Origin of the sequence: Vibrio sp. 10N.222.51.C5, assembly GCF_041474575.1 — a bacterium.
Classification (GTDB): Bacteria; Pseudomonadota; Gammaproteobacteria; order Enterobacterales; family Vibrionaceae; genus Vibrio; species Vibrio crassostreae_C.
The window spans coordinates 1-19,008 of sequence record NZ_JBFRUJ010000066.1; the positions used below are offsets into that span (position 1 = coordinate 1).

Here is a 19,008-nt window from a genome sequence, read left to right on the forward strand (position 1 = left end):
AGCGCTGCCATGGCACAAAATGTGACCTCAATGGAACAGCAAAAAGTCGATAACGACATGCTACAACTGGCCGACGTTCAACAAGAAGCGGCGTTGTTCATGGTTGAAGAAAATTCAGACTACGTGGAGATTGACTACATTGGTCAGTGGGTTGACGTGAACAATTACGTCACACACAAAGAAGCTAAAGAACGCCAGCTTCAAAAGACCACCAAGAAATACATTTACTCGCAAACAGGTGAAACTCTAGAATCCATCGAGCAGCGAATTGCTGAGCATATTCAAGTGGACCAACCTAGATATTTCAGTGTCGATGTTTACCGTAATTACCACGGTGATTCTGGGGACTTTAACTATCTAGCTCGAGTTATCGAATGCAATTTAAGTTATTCGTTTGACATCAACGATAAAACCTACTAGCTTAAGTAGGTTTTTTGTTTCAAATTGACGAATTATTTTCACTAATATTATTCTGACAAAGTAGATATTTCGCCAACCTGTGATAATTTAAATACATAACGATTAAAAGTAAGCACAACAAAATGAATTTCAGCATTGAACAACTTCTCGCGTTCGTTACCGTTTATGACCAACTCTCTTTCAGCAAAGCCGCCGTTAAACTCAATAAACACAGAACGACAATCGGGCAGGTTATTACTAACCTTGAAGACCAACTCGCGGTAAGCCTATTTGAAAGGGTTGGGCGCTCTGTAAAGCCGACAGAAGACGGGCATCTTCTTTACCATTACGCTAAACAAACCATTGAACAAGCTCGTACCTTCGATAAGGTAGCATTGAGCCTCTCTTATGGCGGGTTGGAAAACATCACCTTTGCTTATTCTGGTGTGATACCTCATCAAATGCTTTTGGATATTCGAAAGAAACTGCGTCGTGATTTCCCGATGATGCGAGTGAACTTTTTAATCCGAAACAAAAAGGATATTAAGAAGGGCCTTCAAAGTGGCGAGTACCACTTTGGATTAGTCAATGTGCATGACAGCCGGGGTATACACAGCTTTGATGCGACTTTTCTAGGTCACATTGAGTTTTCCCCATTCGTTCAAAAAAATGGTGAGTTCTCATCTTTGGCGCAAGAGGATGTACTTTTAGCGTTAAGAAATTCAACGCAGTTTATCTTGAGATCGTTTATTGAAGAGGGAATGTCAGAAAAAGTAACCATCAGCTCCGATAACGAAGAAGTCGATCAATTGGCGTTAGTTATTAAAATGGTTGAAGCCGGTTTAGGGTGGGCACTGTTACCAAAAACGTTTGCTCATTCTGAATTTTCCCATTACGACATTGAACCTATACAGTCGTCTGAAATGCACCAAGGATTCAAATTCGGTTTTGCGCTTTGGTGCAATCATTCTAAGCAAGTGAAGGATGTAAAATTATCGGTTTTATCTGTTATACAAGAACATGTTGATCGAGTATTGAGTCAATATTAGCAAAGGAAGAATGTAGGTAACTTATTAATAGAGGCTCATTTATATGAGCCTTTTGCGTTTCTGTCATCTCGAAAGCTCTTTAATTTTGTAGGGCGACATCCTCTATATAGGAGTAGGGCAACACCATTATTTGGCCTATTCTATGCCCGTCGATTAAGGACCCCCTTTATTGGCAATAAGTGTTTAATTTCTATGTTTATTGCAAGGAAGCAAACTTTCGGCCGGGTTTCGTTACCCGGTCTTTTTTATGAGGCAAATTTTATGACTCGCTGCGGCGGCATTGTTCTTCTTTCCTGCTTTTTATTTACAACATCTTCTTTCGCATCGTTTTATGATCCTGTTGATGGTCAATTTGATATGGGGCATCACCTTGCGGAAAACGCATATGGCTTTTTGCCTATCCCAATTTTGATTACCGAGCCTGCGGTGGGGTACGGCGGCGGTGTGGCTGGTTTGTTTTTACATGAGACGGATGAGGAAAAGCGACAAAGAAAGCAAGCTGCTCTTTCTGCCATAGATGGTGGTGCGCAGTTAGTACCCTCAGCAATGTCAGTAGTGGGCGCAGTAGGGACAGAGAACGAAACTTGGTTTGTATTTGGTGGCCATAGACGATCTTGGATGAATGATTCCATTCGTTACACAGGAGGCGGCGGCTTTGGTGTTGCGAATTTGGATTTGTACACATCAATCAACTGGGGCCCCATAGATCATGACCTTAGAATAGGCACGTCAACTTCGGTAGCCGTACTTTCACAAAAGGTGCAGTTCCGGATTGGGCATACGCCTTGGATGTTGGGAATAAAGCAGTTATTAGCTAAGTCTGAGATTGAATTTGATAACATGGTTTTAGACCGAATTTTGGGTAACGAATCGGTTACTTCTGGTTTAGGGTTGGAGGCTGAATATGACACAAGAGATAATTTATTTTATCCAACCAAAGGTTACAAATTGTCTGCAGATTACATGGTGTACGACGATGCGATTGGCAGTGATTACAATTACCGAAATTTGAACATAGATGGCGAAGCCTATATCCCAATTGCCAATAAATGGACGTTAGGCTTGGCTGCAAATTATCAAAGCTTCGAACAGCAAGACCTGTTTGTATCACCCACAGCGAAACCGTACGTGTCGTTACGCGGGGTGTCATCTTATCGGTACCAAGGAGATGAGATTGAAACAATCCAAGGCCAATTGACGTATAGCATCACTCATCGTTGGAAGGTGTCTGGGTTTTACGGTTCAGGGGTTGCAAAGCAAGATAACGGCATAAGCCACGACAGTACCGTCAATGCCGGAGGTGTCGGCTTTCGATACCAAATCGCGAGACGTTACGGTTTGCACCTTGGGATGGATTATGCGCAAAGCCATGAAGAACGCGCTATCTACTTTAACGTAGGCAGTGGTTTCTAGAACAACGGAATAGGTTAAATTTTTCCAAGAAAAAAGGCGCTAATTAGCGCCTTTTCGTTTTCTATCACTTTCTTACAGTAAGATTACTTCTTACGGCAGAACTCAGCGATTACGTACATTGATTGACCGCCGTTTGTTTTACCAGAAACAAGCTTAGGATCGTCACCAACGCTGATACCACGAATAACAGTACCTTGCTTAATCACTTGGTTAGTACCTTTGATTGGCAGGTCTTTGATTACTGTTACGTCGTCACCTTTCTTAAGTTCAACGCCATTCACATCAAGAGGCTTGTCATCAGCAGACATGCCGATTTGTGCCCAAACTGATGTTTCTTCTTCAAGGTACATCATGTCTAGCGCGTCCTGAGCCCAGCTTTCTGTGTTCAGACGAGTAAGTTGACGCCATGCCGTTACTTGAACTGGCGCTTCCTGGCTCCACATGCTGTCAGTCAGACAACGCCAGTGGTTGATATCTTTAGGATCGTCAATCTCACCAAGACATTTGTCACATACCATGATGCCGTGATCCACTGTTACGTGGCTGTGTGGCGGCACTGCGTATGCAGTAAGAGAAGAATCAGAACCACATAGTTCACATTTAGATTGGCAGCGTTCTAGCATAGTAGCTTCAGAAGACATAATGGACTCACATTTATTAGGTATTAAATTACGGGGCTATTATCCACTTTATTTACAATAAAGAAAGAGGTCGTACGGTATTCTGTCTTGATTAATTTTAGCTGAGATCAACCATTTGTGTTTTAAAGTTTTATGCAAACGGTCAACTAGGGGACTTGTTCGAACGACAGAGACAAAAATGCCAGCGGTTAGGCTGGCATTTGGTTTAGTGAAAAGCTTAAGTCTTAGTTATTCCAATAAAGCATCCGGTGCTGCTGCATCAAGGCTATCCGATTCTAAGAAATCAGCTACTTGAGCTCTCATTGATAGGGTATGAGTGGCATCAGAAAGGTCTGCTTGCGGTCCGATGATCGTTGAGTGTTTAGCTATTTCGTTATATTGAACAAACACACGATTCCCAGTTGAAGGGCTAGCTTTTGTTGAGTCAGTCAATCCTAACGTCGAATCTAACCCTTCAGAGCCAACAAATGAAGCCGTATATGATAACGGTGCACCATTATCATCATTGCCATTGTTTGGTACCGTTTCATCATTTTGCGACTGGATCAACAACGTTGGATAGCTAGAGCTAATTGATGACTGGTCCTCAGTGTTTGCTATTGAATGTGGATCGACCGTGTCAATAAGGGTTTGAGCGGCGACTTTAAATGCAACTAATTCAGTTTCAATTGCTGCGGCACTAGTTGGATTTTCCTTAGCAAAAGCGGTATAGCAATCGCCATCTTCAATGTCAGCCGCAGTACAAGCTGAAGCCACTGAATCCCGATACGTTGCATTTAACTGTTTAGCTAGATTGTGTTTAATTTCGGGGCCAAAGGTTTCCGATGCGAAGAGTAATTCAGCAATGTGCCCACCTGAATTAGCATATACCGCCGAGCTAAATTTATGTGTACCAGCAATTTCAGATGTAGCTACTGACGTAAATCCAGTAATACCGCCCAATGAGTGGCCCATAAATTTAACGGTTGTGTCTTTTACATCAACTCCGGCTAATGGTGTACCAGTAAAGTCATTCCCCACTTTTTCAAGTGCCATACGAAGACCTATTACATCAAGTGCACTTTGACGGATGTTGTCACGCGCAACGGGCAAAGCGCTTAGATTCAAGTAGTACAGAGCATTATCGTTAGTTGAAATAGCACCTCCGGCAAGTGAACGAGACCCATGAATAGGGTGGTCAATTGCAATGACAGCAAGACCTTCAGCCGTTAAGTTTGCCGCAAACGCATACGCATTCTCTTTTACAGAGGTAATACCGTGTTGGTAGATTACAACCCCGGTTATTGGGTCAGTCACAGGAGTAAACAAAAGCACATCAACAGCTTCAAGTGATTTAATTTGTGGTATTGGTGAATACTGAGTGACAATGCGATCACTATCTAGAGCTGTTCCACTTGCGTCCTTTGTGAGTGTTTTTCCCATTAAAGTCGTGACATCAGCTGCGCTAAGGTTTGTTGGGTCTAATCCTAATTTAACCAACTCTCCACCAACGAAAGAACTTGTAGAGTTATCCGTTAGTGCGCTTTTTATAACCGCTAAACTGTCCAATGCTGATGCAAATGGCGTTGTAGAGAACTTAGTTGGATCGGTTTCCAAGAAATATGGGAGTTGAACAGTACCTTTAGTCACGTTTACCGACGTAGTGCTGATACCAGCGTTAGAGTAAAGGAGATTTATCCCTCCAATCAAAGTGGCATTTTCTGTTGCATCGTCATCGGCAAGATATTTTTTAAAGTCAGCATCTGCAGCGATTGCTGTAGCAAATGGTGTTGTTGATGAGGAATCTAAACTAAGATTGTAAGCGTTTGTCAGATCGATATTATTTGGGTTTGCGCTGCCATTCCAATAAGTCGAAAGTGGGGCCCCAGCATCAATCATTCCGCCAATCAACGATGCTGTAGAGGCAAGAACATCACCAACAGAAGTTGTAGTAAACCAAGCTGAATACACAATCTTTTCCGCATCAATACCAACAGCGGCAGCTATAGCTTCTTGACCTTTAATTAAAGTTTGCGCACTAGCTAAGTCACCGGTTGAATAAGTTTTAGTGGCTGTTTTGAGAGCCGCATAGCTTTGCGATGTACCTACTGGGTTACCATTTACATCTGTAACGTCATCAGTAACAACAAGCAAATATTCAGACTTCTCATCAAAAGGAGTATTAGGTGTAATTGCTAGGTTTGAGCCTACTTTGTAAACTTTGTATTCAGAGCTAGCAACAGGTGTTGGTACTTGAGCCGCTGTGGATGTGTCTGTTAGCTTTTTAGAAAGCTTCAACAATGTCACTCCGGAAGTAACAACTCCAGGAGTATCACCAAAACCGTCGCCTTCAAACTCGATGTAAATTGGCATGCTGGTCGAAAAACCATCGGCATAATTTAATGCTGCTTTTGGGTTAGAAATGCTATCGTCGCCACCTGTTGGGATCGCTAACGTGCCATCTGTAGAGTCAAATAATAGGTTATTGCTTAAAGGAACTGATGCATTACTACCTTGCAAGAGCATTTTTTGAGTTGTCGCTCTTGCCAAAGACGTTTCTAGATAGGCTTCAAGTTGCTGGTTACTTGTTCCCGAACTTTCAGTGTTGTCGCCGCAACCTGATAGCAGGATCGCTGAACATAGTAGAGAAATCTTAAAGTTACGTTTCATGATACGATCCTAATTTAGTTAAAAGTGTAGTTAAGCTGAACTGAAGAAAGGTAAGCGGTACCTTCTGCTTCGAACGTCCTTTCTTGCTGGGCACCATTTGTCTCAGTGAACTCACCGTCATCACTTACAACAAGTGCGAATCCGGCATCGACAGTCATATTTTCGCTCCAAACATAAGTGAAGCCAGCGCTGTACCACATACGATCACTATCAGGAATGCTTAAAGTTGCTTCACCAGCTTGTTCGTCATAAGCGTAACCAGCTCTTAATGTCCACTTACTGTTTAGTTGGTACGTCGCGCCTAATGAATATCGATTGTTGTCTTCATATTTTTCAGGTTTGTAGAAGCACTGACCAGCTACACCGTTGTCAGTACAATCTGGACTTGTTGCTTTTAACTCCTTAAAAGTACTCCAATCAGTTTGTTGCCAACCGTAGTGAATTGCCCATTGTTCGTTAAGTTGGTGAAATGCTGAAAGCTCCAGAATAGAAGGAAGCTCGATTTGAAGACGACCATCAACCTTGGGAGATGTTGCTCTACCTGAATCGTAGCTGGTAAATTCACCGTCATCGAAATCAAGATCAACAGAAGAGCGGTAAGCGATACTAAAGCGATTGTTTTCGTTCAGCTCATACATCGCGCCAACATTCCAACCATAGGCAAATGTTTCACCGGTCATGCCTATAAGTTTGTCAGATGGATTTCCACCAACAAAGTTAGCGAGCTCGCCTTTATGGCGAGTAAGTTCAGCTTCCGCATACACAAGGTTTAAACCTGCACCAACGCTAAATGATTCATTCACGCGATACGCAATATTTGGATTTAGATTTACAGATAAGAGCGACGTATCACCAGCCATATCACCTGCCGAGATGTCATCAGGGTAATCCGTAGCAACACCATAATTGGTGAACATACCGATACCCCAAGCCCATTTTTCGTTGATTGGGCTGATGTAATATGCGGCTGGCACGACTTGTAATGGAGCAACATCTTTTGAATGCTCGTTAGCGTCAACGTCGTAAACGTTAACCTCTGGATCAACGATAGAAACCGCGCCTGAAAATTGGGCTGTATCAAATAGGGTCATTGCGGCGGGGTTTCTCGCTAGTACACTCGCGTTATCAGCTACTGCACCTTCACCTGAAAAGGCACGACCAAGACCTGAGGCAGAATGCTCAGCAACTTGGAAACCAGCCGCAAGTGAGTTACATGCAAATAGTACTGAAAGTGAAACGAGAGAGCGTTGTATTGTTTTCATCCTTGACCCTCCTAGGGCATCGAATTTCGTTATTATGGTTTGAAAACACACTGAGCATTTTTGGTGTTGAAGCTCTAATGTAAATGACATGTTAAATTCATGTTTTATATAAAGTCAAAGAAAGAGTTGTTATTTTGTGAGGTTATGTTTTAAAGGGGCGGCACTTTAACATCGATAATATAAGTATAATCAATAATTTATTCGTGGTTGGAGGTGTGACCAGAGTGTTTATGCATCGTTGCGGTATAAATAGTGTTCAATAGCTCAATATGTAACAACTTTGTTTCTGTTTACCACCATTCGCTAAATCGGCATAATATCGACACTCGTTAGAAGTCATTAAATTGGAATTTTAAGTTTGGAATTACTCGCGATAGAGTTTCTTGGAAAACCGCTTCGTTTAGAAGGATCAATGGCAGGGTGGCAACAGTTGTATTGGGATAACACTTTGGTATCTCAATTAGATGCGACCACAGACCAAGAAGACGCCCGAAAACACGAATTTACACTACGCGCTGGCGAAGAAACGTTGCAGTGTCACGTTGAATCGACCGTTCAGTGGCAACCGTTTGAGATGACGTATAAAGCGTCGGTGAATGGGCAAACCATTACCGAAGGCAATCGAAACACCAAAGATATTGAACAACAAACTCCTGTTGTCGCTCCTAAACCAGAGAAGCGTTTTAGCTTAATTGGGTTGGTGTCGCTTGGTATGAAAGCGCTTAAAAGCGCCAAGCTAATCAAGGTCGTACTTGCTTCTGCGAGTTTAGCGGCCTATTCATGGTTGTTTTCAATTCAGTTCGCTTTGGCCTTAATCGCCTGTTTAATGTTCCATGAGTACGGTCATATTAGAGCGATGAAATACTTCGGCATGAAAACCAAAGGGATCTATTTGATACCATTTCTTGGTGGCTTGGCGTTATCCGATGAAAAGATTAATACGCGTTGGCAAGATGTGGTTATCTCAATCATGGGGCCATTGTTTGGCTTGATATTGTCGTTGATATTTATGGTGTTGTACTGGGCGACTGGCGAAATGTTCTTCGCTGGGCTTGCGGTATTTAACGCGTTATTAAACTTATTTAATCTATTACCAATTTTGCCTCTCGATGGCGGACATGTACTAAAAAGTATCAGTTTCTCGATGAACAGTGTGCTTGGCATTGTACTTTGTGTCGCGGCTGCCGTTGCTGGTGTGGTATTGAGTTATCAGTTGAATTTAACCCTGTTTGGTTTCTTATTGATCATGGGCAGTGTTGAAATACTGTTTGAATGGAAAGGACGTCATCACAGTCACTTGTTACCGTTAGACAAATACGGGCAAGTCGTGTCGTTCGTTTGGTATGTAGGTTTAGTGAGCAGTTTGATTGGTGTTATCTGGTATTTTGCATCTACTGGTGATCAGCTATTAAGCCTACCATTACAAATTCTTGGTACTTAACGAGTGAGTTTCTGTTGTTGGAATTATCCAGCTGCTTAGTGCACTTGAACTGTTAGCAAGCAAGAAACTGAAAATGCCCTAACCAATATGGATAGGGCATTTTGTATTTACACCAGCTAGGCGATTCTTACTTAGATTACGCTTTGCAATTTGGTCTTGGTGAACCTGATTGAGGAAGCGTTTTTATCGTTGCTTGTAGATCTTTAATACGCGTACTGTGGGAAGGGTGCGTAGAAAGCAACTCTGGCGGTTGATTACCCCCTGATGCTTTCGCCATGTTTTGCCACAAGTTGACACTTTGGTTTGGATCGAAACCTGCTTGAGCCATATACTCTAAACCAACAACATCGGCTTCAGACTCTTGAGTTCGCCCATACGGTAGAATAACGCCATATTGAACGCCTAACCCTAACGCGGCCATCGTCATACCTTGATACTGTTTGTATTCTGATGCACCTAACGCAACGTTAGTAATAGATAAGCCCGTATTAGTGATTTGAGACTGAGAAAGGCGCTCATTACTGTGGTCCGCTAAAACGTGTGCCACTTCGTGACCGATAACCGTCGCGAGTTGGTCTTGATTGACTGCAACCTTGAGTAACCCTGTGTATACACCGATTTTTCCGCCAGGTAGGGCGAATGCGTTCACTTGATCACTATCAAACACAACAACTTCCCATTCACTAAAACCTTGTTTAGGAATATATTGAGTGATGCTGTTCGCTACGCACTGTACATAAGCGTTAGTTTTGGCATCTTTGCTGATGGGTTGTTCTTTTTTCATTTGTTCAAAAGACTGTGCTCCAAGCTGAGACATGTCTTTATCTGAAAAAAGCAGCAATTGGTTTCTGCCTGTCGGAGAAGCGCTACACGCGGTTAGGCCTGCAAGTGTGAGAAGCGAGGCAAACTTCATCCATGACGTCATACAATATCCTCTGTGTATTCGGTTTTTATGCATGTTAACATCAACTTGCGTAATAGCTAAGGGCTGTAAGATAACTAACAGCGGTAATATAGAAAAAAGCTATGCACGCGATAACAAGATCAATAATTAAGGAACCTATATGAGTATTTGGAAAAAGCCCGTTGACCTAGATACCTTCAACGCGACCTCAAAAAATACCTTAATTGAACACCTCAACATTGTTTACACCGAAGTAAATGACAATTCTTTGGTAGCAACCATGCCGGTTTGTCACTTTACGCACCAACCACTGGGTATGCTTCATGGCGGCGCATCGGTTGTGCTAGCAGAAACGCTTGGCTCATTGGCTGCAAACTTCTGCGTACCAGAAGGCTATTATTGCGTTGGGCTCGATATCAATGCGAACCACGTAAGGTCAATGCGTGAAGGGCATGTCATTGGTACTGCTGAGCCTATTCACTTGGGCGTCTCTACTCAAGTATGGCAGATCAATATCACTGATGATCGTCAACGCTTAGTTTGTACCAGCCGTTTAACCATTGCCGTTAAGAAACATAAGCGATAACAGACTAGGCAGTCGTACGCTGGTTTTGTCTTTAGAAGAAATAATCAGTACTTAGAACAAGCAATCAGTATTTAAAGAAGTAACCCGAGAAGCCCATGGTCATAACGTTTAAAAGTGGAAAAGTCATCGCAACCGCACATGAATTGGTTGTTCGTTTAGATGGGGAGCATAGAGTCACGCTGCAAGCCCAAGTTGATGCAATTCAATTGATCGGAAAAGGGGCAAATGTTATTTCAGCTAACGGTTCTGAGTGTAAATGGTCGATAAAATTAGACGATGAACAGCAGCTCCGTGAAATCGCTAATGAAATTGGCTGCGATGTAATGTAATCCTTTACGGTAAAGGCACTTAACCCTTAAGATTGAATAACATCTTAGGATGTCGTACTCATAATTCACAATAAAATTGTGTCAGTAATATTGATTTTACGCCATAAAATAGGGAAACTGAATTCAATGTCCTTTGAATAAGTTTTCCTCTTTATGAGCAGCCCAAGACTTCGCGTTCAATTTGAAACCCTGTTTGAATACTTCGATGGTAAAGATTCTGATGTTCAACTCGACGACATCACGGATGTGCTTTGTTGTACCCGTCGTAATGCCCGAATGGTACTCAACAAGCTTGAAGAAGAAGGGTGGGTAGAATGGTTACCTGCAGCTGGTCGAGGGAAGTTATCTCAACTTATCTTTAAACAGAATCGTTGTGATGTCAGCGAGAACCTAGCAAGACGCTATTTACAAGAAGGCAAAATTGGACAGGCGCTGTCAGTGCTTGATCACAATGCTGCCAAACTCACCCAAGTTATTCAAAACTACTTGGGTGTACAGTATCAAGAAGGCGAACAAGTTATTCGTTTGCCTTATTACCGTCCGCTATCCATGCTTAATCCGACAAAGTCTATGCGTCGTTCAGAGCAACACATCGCCTGCCAAGTCTTCAGTGGTCTAACGCGTTTGGATGAAAACGATCAGCTCCAGCCTGATCTTGCGCACTCGTGGCAGCAGATTAGCGATTACCAATGGCGATTCTTCTTGAGACCCGGTGTTCGTTTCCATAACGGGGAACCTCTGTTAACCAATCATGTTGTGGATACACTGCTTGCACTCGAACCTCTCAACATGTTTTCGCATATCAAAGATGTCTCTTCACCTGCAAATTGTGTAGTAGATGTTTTTCTCACACGTCCAGACAAGTATTTTCCCCTCGCACTAACGGAATCGGTCGCTAAAGTCACATTACCGATCACTTTACGTGGTGAAGACTACGATATTCGACCGATTGGAACGGGACCTTATCGCATTGAAAAGAACGACGAGAAACAACTCGTGTTAACCGCTTTTAATGGGTACTTTGGTTTTAGACCGTTAATTGATCGCGTTGAAGTTTGGGTGGTGGATGAGGCTTATTCTTCAATGGTTTACCCAAGCCTATCTAAGCCTGTTATGGCCGACCGTGGCGATAGCGATGAAGTAGAACTCGATCCTGGCTGCACGTATTTACTGCTCAATAGAAAGAAAGGTATTGCACAAGATCCCGCATGGGCACAGTTTTTATCTAACGCGTTGAATGCGGCGGATCTGTTTGTTCATATTCCAAAAGAGACTGTTATCGATTTGGGCGTGTTACACGCTTATGGGATAAAACCCGGTTGGTATGACATAAAGTTAAAAGTGCCCGTTTGTCCACCAGCAGATTCGAAGCCTACCATAAGATTAGCGTATCAATGCCAACACCCAATGTTCCCAACGCTTGCAAAGGCGATTGTCACGGTGCTGAAGCAATACAACGTCGATGTTGATCTTTACGGTTACGAAACCGATCCTCCGCACGCCGATGATGTTGATGTTTGGATTAACCCTATGGGCATCGCCAATAACAGAGACGACGCCTTGGCTGGCTGGTTAATGGACTACAGTTTTCTTGATGAATCTAGCCCGGCAGAAGACTTCGACCAATGGTGTCACATGATTGACCGTTGGCGTTCTGGTGAATTCGAGCAATTCCCAGCAAGACAGTTAGGTAAACAACTAGTCCAAAGCAATCAATTGATCCCGATGTTCCATTGCTGGTTAGGCGTCAATAAAGATCAATGTGGTACGTTGCAAAACGCGAAATGTAATGCATTAGGTTGGTTCGACTTTAGCCAAGTTTGGGTGAAGCCTGACGTTGATTGAAATCCAAGAAAACTCAATTAGGACCAAATAACTCATTTAGGAAAAACGATGCAAACTCTGATGGTTACATTTATTACGCTGGTGGCATTTGCTGCGAATTCAGTTCTGTGTCGCTGGGCCTTAATGGATCAAACGATCGATCCTTTGAGCTTTTCGATCGTTCGCATCTTATCTGGTGCGCTTACGCTTTTGATTTTATTAGCTTTATCTTCCCAATCTAAAGCTAAAAGTGAGTTAGCAAGTAACACATCGCTATACACAAAGCTCAAATCACAGTTTCAACTCACATCAATATTGTCACTGCTCGTGTATATGTTTGGTTTTTCGTTTGCTTACTTAGAGCTTGGCGCAGGTCTTGGTGCTCTGGTGTTGTTTGTCGCGGTGCAATTTACGATGATTGCCGCGCACTTGTTTTCTGGCAACAGAATGTCATTGATTGAATGGGGCGGATGTTTGTTATCGGTAGCAGGGCTTGTTTATTTATTAATGCCAACGGAATCGACACAGGCACCTGATTTAGTTTCTATTATCTTGATGTCTCTGGCCGGAGTTGGGTGGGGCATTTACACATTGGCAGGAAAGACATCGTCAAACGCACTGCAATCGACCACCGCTAACTTTGGATTCAGTTCGCTAGTTATCCTTTTGGCATTAAGCTTGTTAGTTTTGATTCCTAATGCGTTAACGCAAGTGTCTATCACTGAACAAGGTTTGATTTACGCGGTTATATCGGGCTCTGTGGCTTCTGGTGTGGGTTATAGTTTGTGGTATTACGTGGTGAAAAAGCTGAATACCGTGGTGGCGTCTATTGCACAGCTTTCTGTTCCAGTTATCGCGACACTTGGTGGTGTATTACTTTTATCTGAACCTGTCACCATGCAATTTATAGTCTCATCAACCGTTATACTTCTAGGGATAAGCTTGGTTCTTGTCGCCCCTAAACTTAAGAAATAAAGAGTTCAATCATTAACTTCTATGGCTAAACCAAACAAGAAACAACCGACCAAGACGGTTCAGATTTTCTGTGCCAAATGTAAAACGCAGCTTTTTAAGTATCGGAAAGGTGGCAAAGGTGCACTCGTGAAATGTTTTAAGGAGCGTATCGTTGAAGATTTCACGACAAAACCATGTGTGTGCCCTGAATGCGGGATTGAATTTGCGCGAGACACTTTGGTTCGAGGTACGCCAGCCTACAAGTTTGTTGGTGGCAAGGTAACGATGAAATAACCTGTCACGATGAAACGACCAGTCATATTAAAACGAGCAAACAATGCTGAAACTAAAAATGCCACAGCACGGTTTGTGTGTGGCATTTCAACGTTGCTTTTGATACTCAGTGTAAATAATTGAGCTTAGTAAGCATTGACACGCCCTTGAAGCTTAAGAAGTAATAGCGAGACAATTGCGCCCGTGGTGTCACACAGCATATCTTTCTGTGCATCCCAAATATCGCCTTGTGAACCAAGGAATGCGATACCTTCATCACCACCTGCAATCTCCGCGTACCACCACTCGATGATTTCATAACCTGCAGCAACACTCATGATCGCAAATAACGCAAAGAAACATGCAAGCACCGGTTGAGCCAGTTTTTTACGAATCAAGTACTCAGCGAGTGGGTAAGCATAAAGGCCAATTGAGAAATGCGCAACACGATCAAAGTTATTACGCTCAGAACCTATCATGTTGTTGAACCAATCAAATGGCACTTCTGCGAAGGTATATTTCGCGCCTATCGTATGCAAAATTAGCCAGATAAACATTAAAACGTAAGCTGTCTTAGTGAAGGTGAGCTTTGTTGATAACCACCAGATTCCCACCAATATCGCAAGCGCTGGGACAATTTCGGCAATCCATACCGCTCTTGAAGAGGGAGCAAACGCTGAAAATAGAAACACAATCAGATACAGCGTCGTCAATGACAGTAATGGTCTATTTTGAGCAAGTGGCGTAATTGTCATCATCAGATCCTGTATTAGTTTCATGTATAGTTACACAATAATGAACAGTGTTCAATTGTGCTCTAATCACCATATTTGTTGAAAACCGGCGTTATCGCCCAGTATCTAGACAAACGGTTGCGAGAGTTTCACAAAAGTTTGATTTACAACAAAGCGATCCTTAAAATCGCTCTATTACTACATAACAAGAAAGAAAGTCATGAAACTGGAAACTGTCGATTACCTTGCTGACGACGCAGCAGAACAATTTGTTCGCTCTCTACGTGAAACTGGTTTTGGTGTTCTTAAGAACCACCCAATCCCGAAAGAGCTTGTTGAGTCAATTTACGAAAACTGGTACCAATTCTTCATCTCTGAAGAAAAAGAGAACTTCCACTTTAATGTTGAAACACAAGATGGATATTTTCCACCTTCAGTGTCTGAAGTTGCTAAGGGCCACACTGTAAAAGACATCAAAGAGTACTTTCACGTATACCCATGGGGTCAAATCCCTGAGCAGCTGAAAGAACAGATTCTAGATTACTACCAACGTGCGAATGCTTTTGCTCAAGAGCTGCTAGGTTGGGTTGAAGCTCATGCTCCTAAAGAAGTACAAGAGAAATTCTCTATTGCGTTATCAGAAATGATCAACGGCAGTGAACAGACTCTGCTTCGTGTTCTTCACTACCCACCAATGCAAGGTGATGAAGAGCCAGGTGCAATCCGCGCTGCGGCACACGAAGACATCAACTTACTGACGGTTCTTCCTGCTGCAAGCGAGCCGGGCCTTCAAGTTAAAGCTCAAAATGACGAGTGGCTAGATGTTCCATGTGACTTCGGTAACATGATCATCAACATCGGTGACATGCTTCAAGAAGCATCTGGTGGTTACTTCCCATCGACAACTCACCGTGTAATCAACCCATCAGGTGAACGCCAAGAGAAGTCTCGTATCTCTTTGCCTCTATTCCTTCACCCGAAACCAGAAGTAGTGCTATCTGAAAAGTACACAGCAAACGAATACCTAATGGAACGTCTAAGAGAGCTTGGCGTTATCTAGTCAGTTCAATGCTTCGTCCCTAAAATTGGGATAGATGTGAAAGGTCAGCTAAGTCGCTGACCTTTTTTGTATCCGTACCAAAGAATTGCGGCTTTATTACTAGGGCGTGTTGATCTTTCGAGCTGATTTTTGCAGCGAGTTGCTGGGTATTTATACAAGGCAGAGGCATCGATGTGTAGCTAGCCTACATGAGAAGCCGATAACGTAGTAGAAATGACCAGCAAACGCTGCCCGAAGGGTTCGGCTAAAAGCGTTTTACTCTTTGTTGAGGGAGATTTGCTTAGAATGACTAGGCTACTTCTCCCTCGCCGCGATTAAAACGCTTTTATCTCGAACAAAATTTAACCGCGAAAGGTCAACACGCCCTAATGGTTGCATTCAACGAAATGGTACTCAGTTTTGACGATAAAAGGTGCCTTTAAGCCAAACGTTAGAAAGTTGTTTGTCCTTAAGCTCGACAAATCTTAGAAAATCGCTTTCAATTAAAGAAGATACGCAACGGATGCGAAACAGGTTACTTATAGTATCCACAGTTCTAGAAATCCATTAATTCAGAGAAGCTAACTGAGTCAACTATGTCGAATTATCAAGATGTGAGAGCAAACTTTCATTGCCATATGGAAAACCCATTGCTTTGGCCGATAATGGAAGTGCTTAAGCAAAAGCCAAGCGGATGGAAAGTACACACATTGGCAGCTCATCTGAACGATCTTGGGTTTGTGCCAGTGTTGGATGCTGTGCCTGAGAAAGAGTTGTTTAAAAAGAACTTCCTTATCATGAATGCGCTTTATCAGCTTCAAGAAACCTTACACCCAGATGGTTGGCTCCAAGTCCAAGCGATGGACATCGAATTGATGAATGGTCGTTATCACGGAAGCAGTCACATCATCGATCATCAAGACCCACTTCGAGAATACTACATTAATTGGGTTAACTATGAAGCGGATGAAGGTGAAGTCAAAAGGCTGTTGAACGAATTTTGGACTCGGTATAGAAAGTATGTGGGTGGTGATGAACTCGATATGGATCGAAGTCGAGCATTGAACCTGTTTGAGTTACCTTTAGACGCGACACACCATGAAATTAGAAAACGTTGGCGACAACTGGCATTGAGATGGCATCCGGACAGAGACGAAGGCAACACCGCAAAATTTCAGACGCTCTGTGAAGCATGGCATGTATTAAGAAGCTCATAATCGACAGGCATTTTTAGCTGTCTAATTGCTTAGAACCCTAAAACAGAAAGCCCCACATTGTGAGTGACACAAGTGGGGCTTTGTCGTCATTACGTTATGTTTTGGGTAACTACGTTATGTGCTGTAGCGACTTAAGTTATTGGTGTTAGGAGTGATCTTTGCTCTCGCCACTTTTATGTTCAAAGGCATAGTCGAGTACTTTACGGATATAAGGCGCACCGACTTTTGAACCGCCGTTACCGTGTTCAATGACCACAGTTGCGACATATTCAGGGTGTTCATACGGTGCGAAAGCCGTGTAAAGCGCATGGTCAAGCAAGTGTCTAGCGAGTTTCTTCGAGTTGTAGACCTGGTCTTTCGCAAGATCAAAGACTTGTGCAGTTCCTGATTTACCGCCGCTCGTGTATTCAGTTCCCTTAAATGCACGTCTGCCGCTGCCTCGATTACCGTGGTTTACGAGTCGCATCGCATTGATTGGCACATCCCAAATTCTATCCGGTACTTCGGTGATTGAGGGCATTGGCTCCGGTTCGACAAGTTGTTGTGTACTGAAATCTTCGCCGTGATCTAAGGTTGCTCTCAAGATATGAGGGGGCATCACCTTACCATGATTAACTAATACTGATGTTGCTTTAGCAAGTTGCATAGGTGTCGATGTCCAATAACCTTGGCCAATACCAATCGGAACTGTGTCACCCTGATACCAAGGGGTGCGATAACGCATCATCTTCCATTCTCGAGTCGGCATGTTGGCGGTACTTTCTTCATAGATATCAATGCCTGTCGGTTCACCAAATCCAAATCGGTTCATCCAACTTGAAATTCGGTCAATACCCAAATCGAAAGCGGTTTGATAGAAGAATGAATCTACCGACTCTTCAATGGCTTGAGTGACATCGACAGGTCCGTGACCCCAACGTTTCCAGTCACGCCACGATTTAGAGTTTCGTCTAGAGCCAGGAATTCTCCAAACGCCATGGTCGTTACGGATGGTATCTTCAGAGATGACATGTTCTTGCAGTCCTGCCACAGCCATAAATGGTTTAACGGTTGAGGCAGGAGGATAAACGCCTAGAGTGGTGCGGTTAACCAACGGGTGAGCCGGATCATTCAATAAACGTTGGTAGTTCTTACTCGAAATGCCGTCGACAAATAGGTTAGGGTCGTAACTCGGGCTTGATGCCATCGCCAACACGCTGTTGTCTTTCGGATCGAGAATAACCGCGCTTCCAGTTCGGTGATCAAGTTGCTCAAAGACGTATTTTTGCAGCTCAAGGTCAATATTTAACACGATATCTTTACCAGCTACTGGCGGCACGTACTCAATGGTTCGGACTATTCGCCCACGGCTGTTTACTTCGACTTCTTGATAACCTTTGGTGCCGTGCAGAATATCTTCGTAATAACGTTCAACACCCAGTTTTCCTATGATTGTTGTAGCTTGATAATTCGCTTCTATCCCTTGTTCTTCAAGCTTTCTGAGATCGCTATCATTGATGTGCGCCACGTAACCAAGAACATGGGTAAGCACCTCACCATTCGGGTAAAAACGCTTTAAGCTGGTATCGATAGATAAGCCGGGGAACTGGTACTGGTGCACGGAGAACTTGGCGATCTCTTCCTCCGTTAAGTTCTCTAGAATAGTCACAGATTTAAAACGGCGGGTGTTGTGATAGCGTTTTTTGAAACGAGCGATCTGCTCTGCATCACGGGGGACATATTTGTCTAGCTTGGTGAGCATTGCATCGACATCATCGGTTTGCTCAGGAATCATGGTTAGATCAAAGACAAGCTTGTTCTCTGCAAGCAACACGCCGTTACGGTCGTAAATAAGTCCACGAGTAGGGGCGATAGGTAATACTTTGATTCTGTTGCCATCGGCACGAGTTTGATAGCTTTTAAAATTTTCAACTTGAAGTCGGTATAGATTGCCGACTAAGACAAGAGTGAACATCAAGATCCCACAAAACGCGACGATTACGCGGTTTTTGAATAGGTTCACTTCGATTTTATGGTCACGCATCTTAACGCGTTTATGATTCATTGAAGCCTCAAGGGTCTGTTACATTTGGTTACACTTGTCGAATCGGGACTTTATCTGAATATCACTAGGGTTTTGTAAAAGCTGTGTCATGTTTTGAGGGATCGACAGCATTAGATGGCGGTAAACAGTGCCTTTAATTTTCTCATTACAAAAGATGATAAGTAATTGATGTAAAGATTGGTTTTATGAATTTATAAAGTTCAAGAGTTTTGACGACACTAGAGGTTAGGTCAAAAGAGGTTAGATAAAT

The 19,008-nt window shown here is 43.0% G+C and carries 17 protein-coding genes; 11 read left to right on the plus strand and 6 right to left on the minus strand.

Annotated features, from left to right (window positions below):
- The 3 genes from AB4558_RS19575 to AB4558_RS19585 all read left to right on the plus strand — a co-directional run.
- A partial coding sequence (locus AB4558_RS19575; protein ID WP_372159022.1) for a hypothetical protein occupies window positions 1-420 on the plus strand: 420 nt, incomplete at its 5' end.
- Window positions 421-542: 122 nt separating this feature from the next.
- The gene (locus tag AB4558_RS19580) at window positions 543-1,448 is read left to right on the plus strand and encodes a LysR family transcriptional regulator (protein ID WP_017060060.1); all 906 of its coding nucleotides are present in this window, start codon (window positions 543-545) and stop codon (window positions 1,446-1,448) included.
- A gap of 261 nt (window positions 1,449-1,709) precedes the next feature.
- Window positions 1,710-2,861, plus strand: coding sequence for a BamA/TamA family outer membrane protein (locus AB4558_RS19585; protein WP_017069662.1), 1,152 nt, complete (start codon window positions 1,710-1,712; stop codon window positions 2,859-2,861).
- An 83-nt stretch (window positions 2,862-2,944) separates the two neighbouring features.
- Here AB4558_RS19585 and AB4558_RS19590 read toward each other — a convergent pair whose 3' ends face one another.
- From AB4558_RS19590 to AB4558_RS19600, 3 genes are all read right to left on the minus strand, one after another.
- Window positions 2,945-3,502: a PhnA domain-containing protein gene (locus AB4558_RS19590; RefSeq protein WP_017060062.1), complete on the minus strand. Its 558-nt coding sequence runs from the start codon at window positions 3,500-3,502 to the stop codon at window positions 2,945-2,947.
- A 228-nt stretch (window positions 3,503-3,730) separates the two neighbouring features.
- Window positions 3,731-6,151, minus strand: coding sequence for a VolA/Pla-1 family phospholipase (locus AB4558_RS19595; RefSeq protein ID WP_372073439.1), 2,421 nt, complete (start codon window positions 6,149-6,151; stop codon window positions 3,731-3,733).
- Between the two features lie 14 nt (window positions 6,152-6,165).
- On the minus strand, window positions 6,166-7,413 hold the full coding sequence (locus tag AB4558_RS19600; protein WP_050654485.1) for a porin: 1,248 nt from the start codon (window positions 7,411-7,413) through the stop codon (window positions 6,166-6,168).
- A 358-nt stretch (window positions 7,414-7,771) separates the two neighbouring features.
- On the opposite strand from AB4558_RS19600, the gene AB4558_RS19605 reads away from it, so the two are divergent.
- Window positions 7,772-8,854 (plus strand): site-2 protease family protein, encoded by a 1,083-nt coding sequence (locus AB4558_RS19605; RefSeq protein ID WP_372073437.1) that lies wholly within the window; start codon window positions 7,772-7,774, stop codon window positions 8,852-8,854.
- 136 nt (window positions 8,855-8,990) lie between these two features.
- Here the strand turns inward: AB4558_RS19605 and AB4558_RS19610 are convergent, their stop codons facing one another.
- Window positions 8,991-9,779, minus strand: a complete 789-nt coding sequence (locus tag AB4558_RS19610; protein WP_372073435.1) for a M48 family metallopeptidase — start codon at window positions 9,777-9,779, stop codon at window positions 8,991-8,993.
- 139 nt (window positions 9,780-9,918) lie between these two features.
- On the opposite strand from AB4558_RS19610, the gene AB4558_RS19615 reads away from it, so the two are divergent.
- The 5 genes from AB4558_RS19615 (at window position 9,919) to AB4558_RS19635 (ending at window position 13,745) form a co-directional block, all read left to right on the plus strand.
- Complete coding sequence (locus tag AB4558_RS19615; RefSeq protein WP_017060067.1) at window positions 9,919-10,344, plus strand: hotdog fold thioesterase; 426 nt, start codon at window positions 9,919-9,921, stop codon at window positions 10,342-10,344.
- Window positions 10,345-10,439: 95 nt separating this feature from the next.
- Window positions 10,440-10,673 carry a DUF3389 domain-containing protein gene (locus AB4558_RS19620; protein WP_017064605.1) on the plus strand — a complete coding sequence of 78 codons (234 nt, stop codon included), beginning with the start codon at window positions 10,440-10,442 and terminating at the stop codon, window positions 10,671-10,673.
- 153 nt (window positions 10,674-10,826) lie between these two features.
- Window positions 10,827-12,518, plus strand: coding sequence for an SgrR family transcriptional regulator (locus AB4558_RS19625; protein ID WP_017067296.1), 1,692 nt, complete (start codon window positions 10,827-10,829; stop codon window positions 12,516-12,518).
- Window positions 12,519-12,566: 48 nt separating this feature from the next.
- Window positions 12,567-13,472, plus strand: a complete 906-nt coding sequence (locus AB4558_RS19630; protein WP_017064603.1) for a DMT family transporter — start codon at window positions 12,567-12,569, stop codon at window positions 13,470-13,472.
- A 21-nt stretch (window positions 13,473-13,493) separates the two neighbouring features.
- A complete protein-coding gene (locus AB4558_RS19635) occupies window positions 13,494-13,745 on the plus strand; it encodes a hypothetical protein (RefSeq protein ID WP_017060071.1) in 252 nt (83 codons plus the stop codon).
- Between the two features lie 125 nt (window positions 13,746-13,870).
- On the opposite strand, the gene AB4558_RS19640 is transcribed toward AB4558_RS19635, so the two are convergent.
- Entirely contained in the window at window positions 13,871-14,479 is a 609-nt protein-coding gene (locus tag AB4558_RS19640; protein WP_017064602.1) for a DUF2238 domain-containing protein, read from the minus strand.
- Between the two features lie 199 nt (window positions 14,480-14,678).
- Between AB4558_RS19640 and AB4558_RS19645 the strand changes: the two genes are divergently transcribed.
- Window positions 14,679-15,518: an isopenicillin N synthase family oxygenase gene (locus AB4558_RS19645; protein WP_017060073.1), complete on the plus strand. Its 840-nt coding sequence runs from the start codon at window positions 14,679-14,681 to the stop codon at window positions 15,516-15,518.
- A 575-nt stretch (window positions 15,519-16,093) separates the two neighbouring features.
- Window positions 16,094-16,714, plus strand: a complete 621-nt coding sequence (locus AB4558_RS19650; protein ID WP_372159024.1) for a DNA-J related domain-containing protein — start codon at window positions 16,094-16,096, stop codon at window positions 16,712-16,714.
- A gap of 145 nt (window positions 16,715-16,859) precedes the next feature.
- On the opposite strand, the gene mrdA is transcribed toward AB4558_RS19650, so the two are convergent.
- Entirely contained in the window at window positions 16,860-18,758 is a 1,899-nt protein-coding gene (gene mrdA / locus AB4558_RS19655) for a penicillin-binding protein 2 (protein ID WP_372159025.1), read from the minus strand.
- Between the last annotated feature and the right edge of the window lie 250 nt (window positions 18,759-19,008).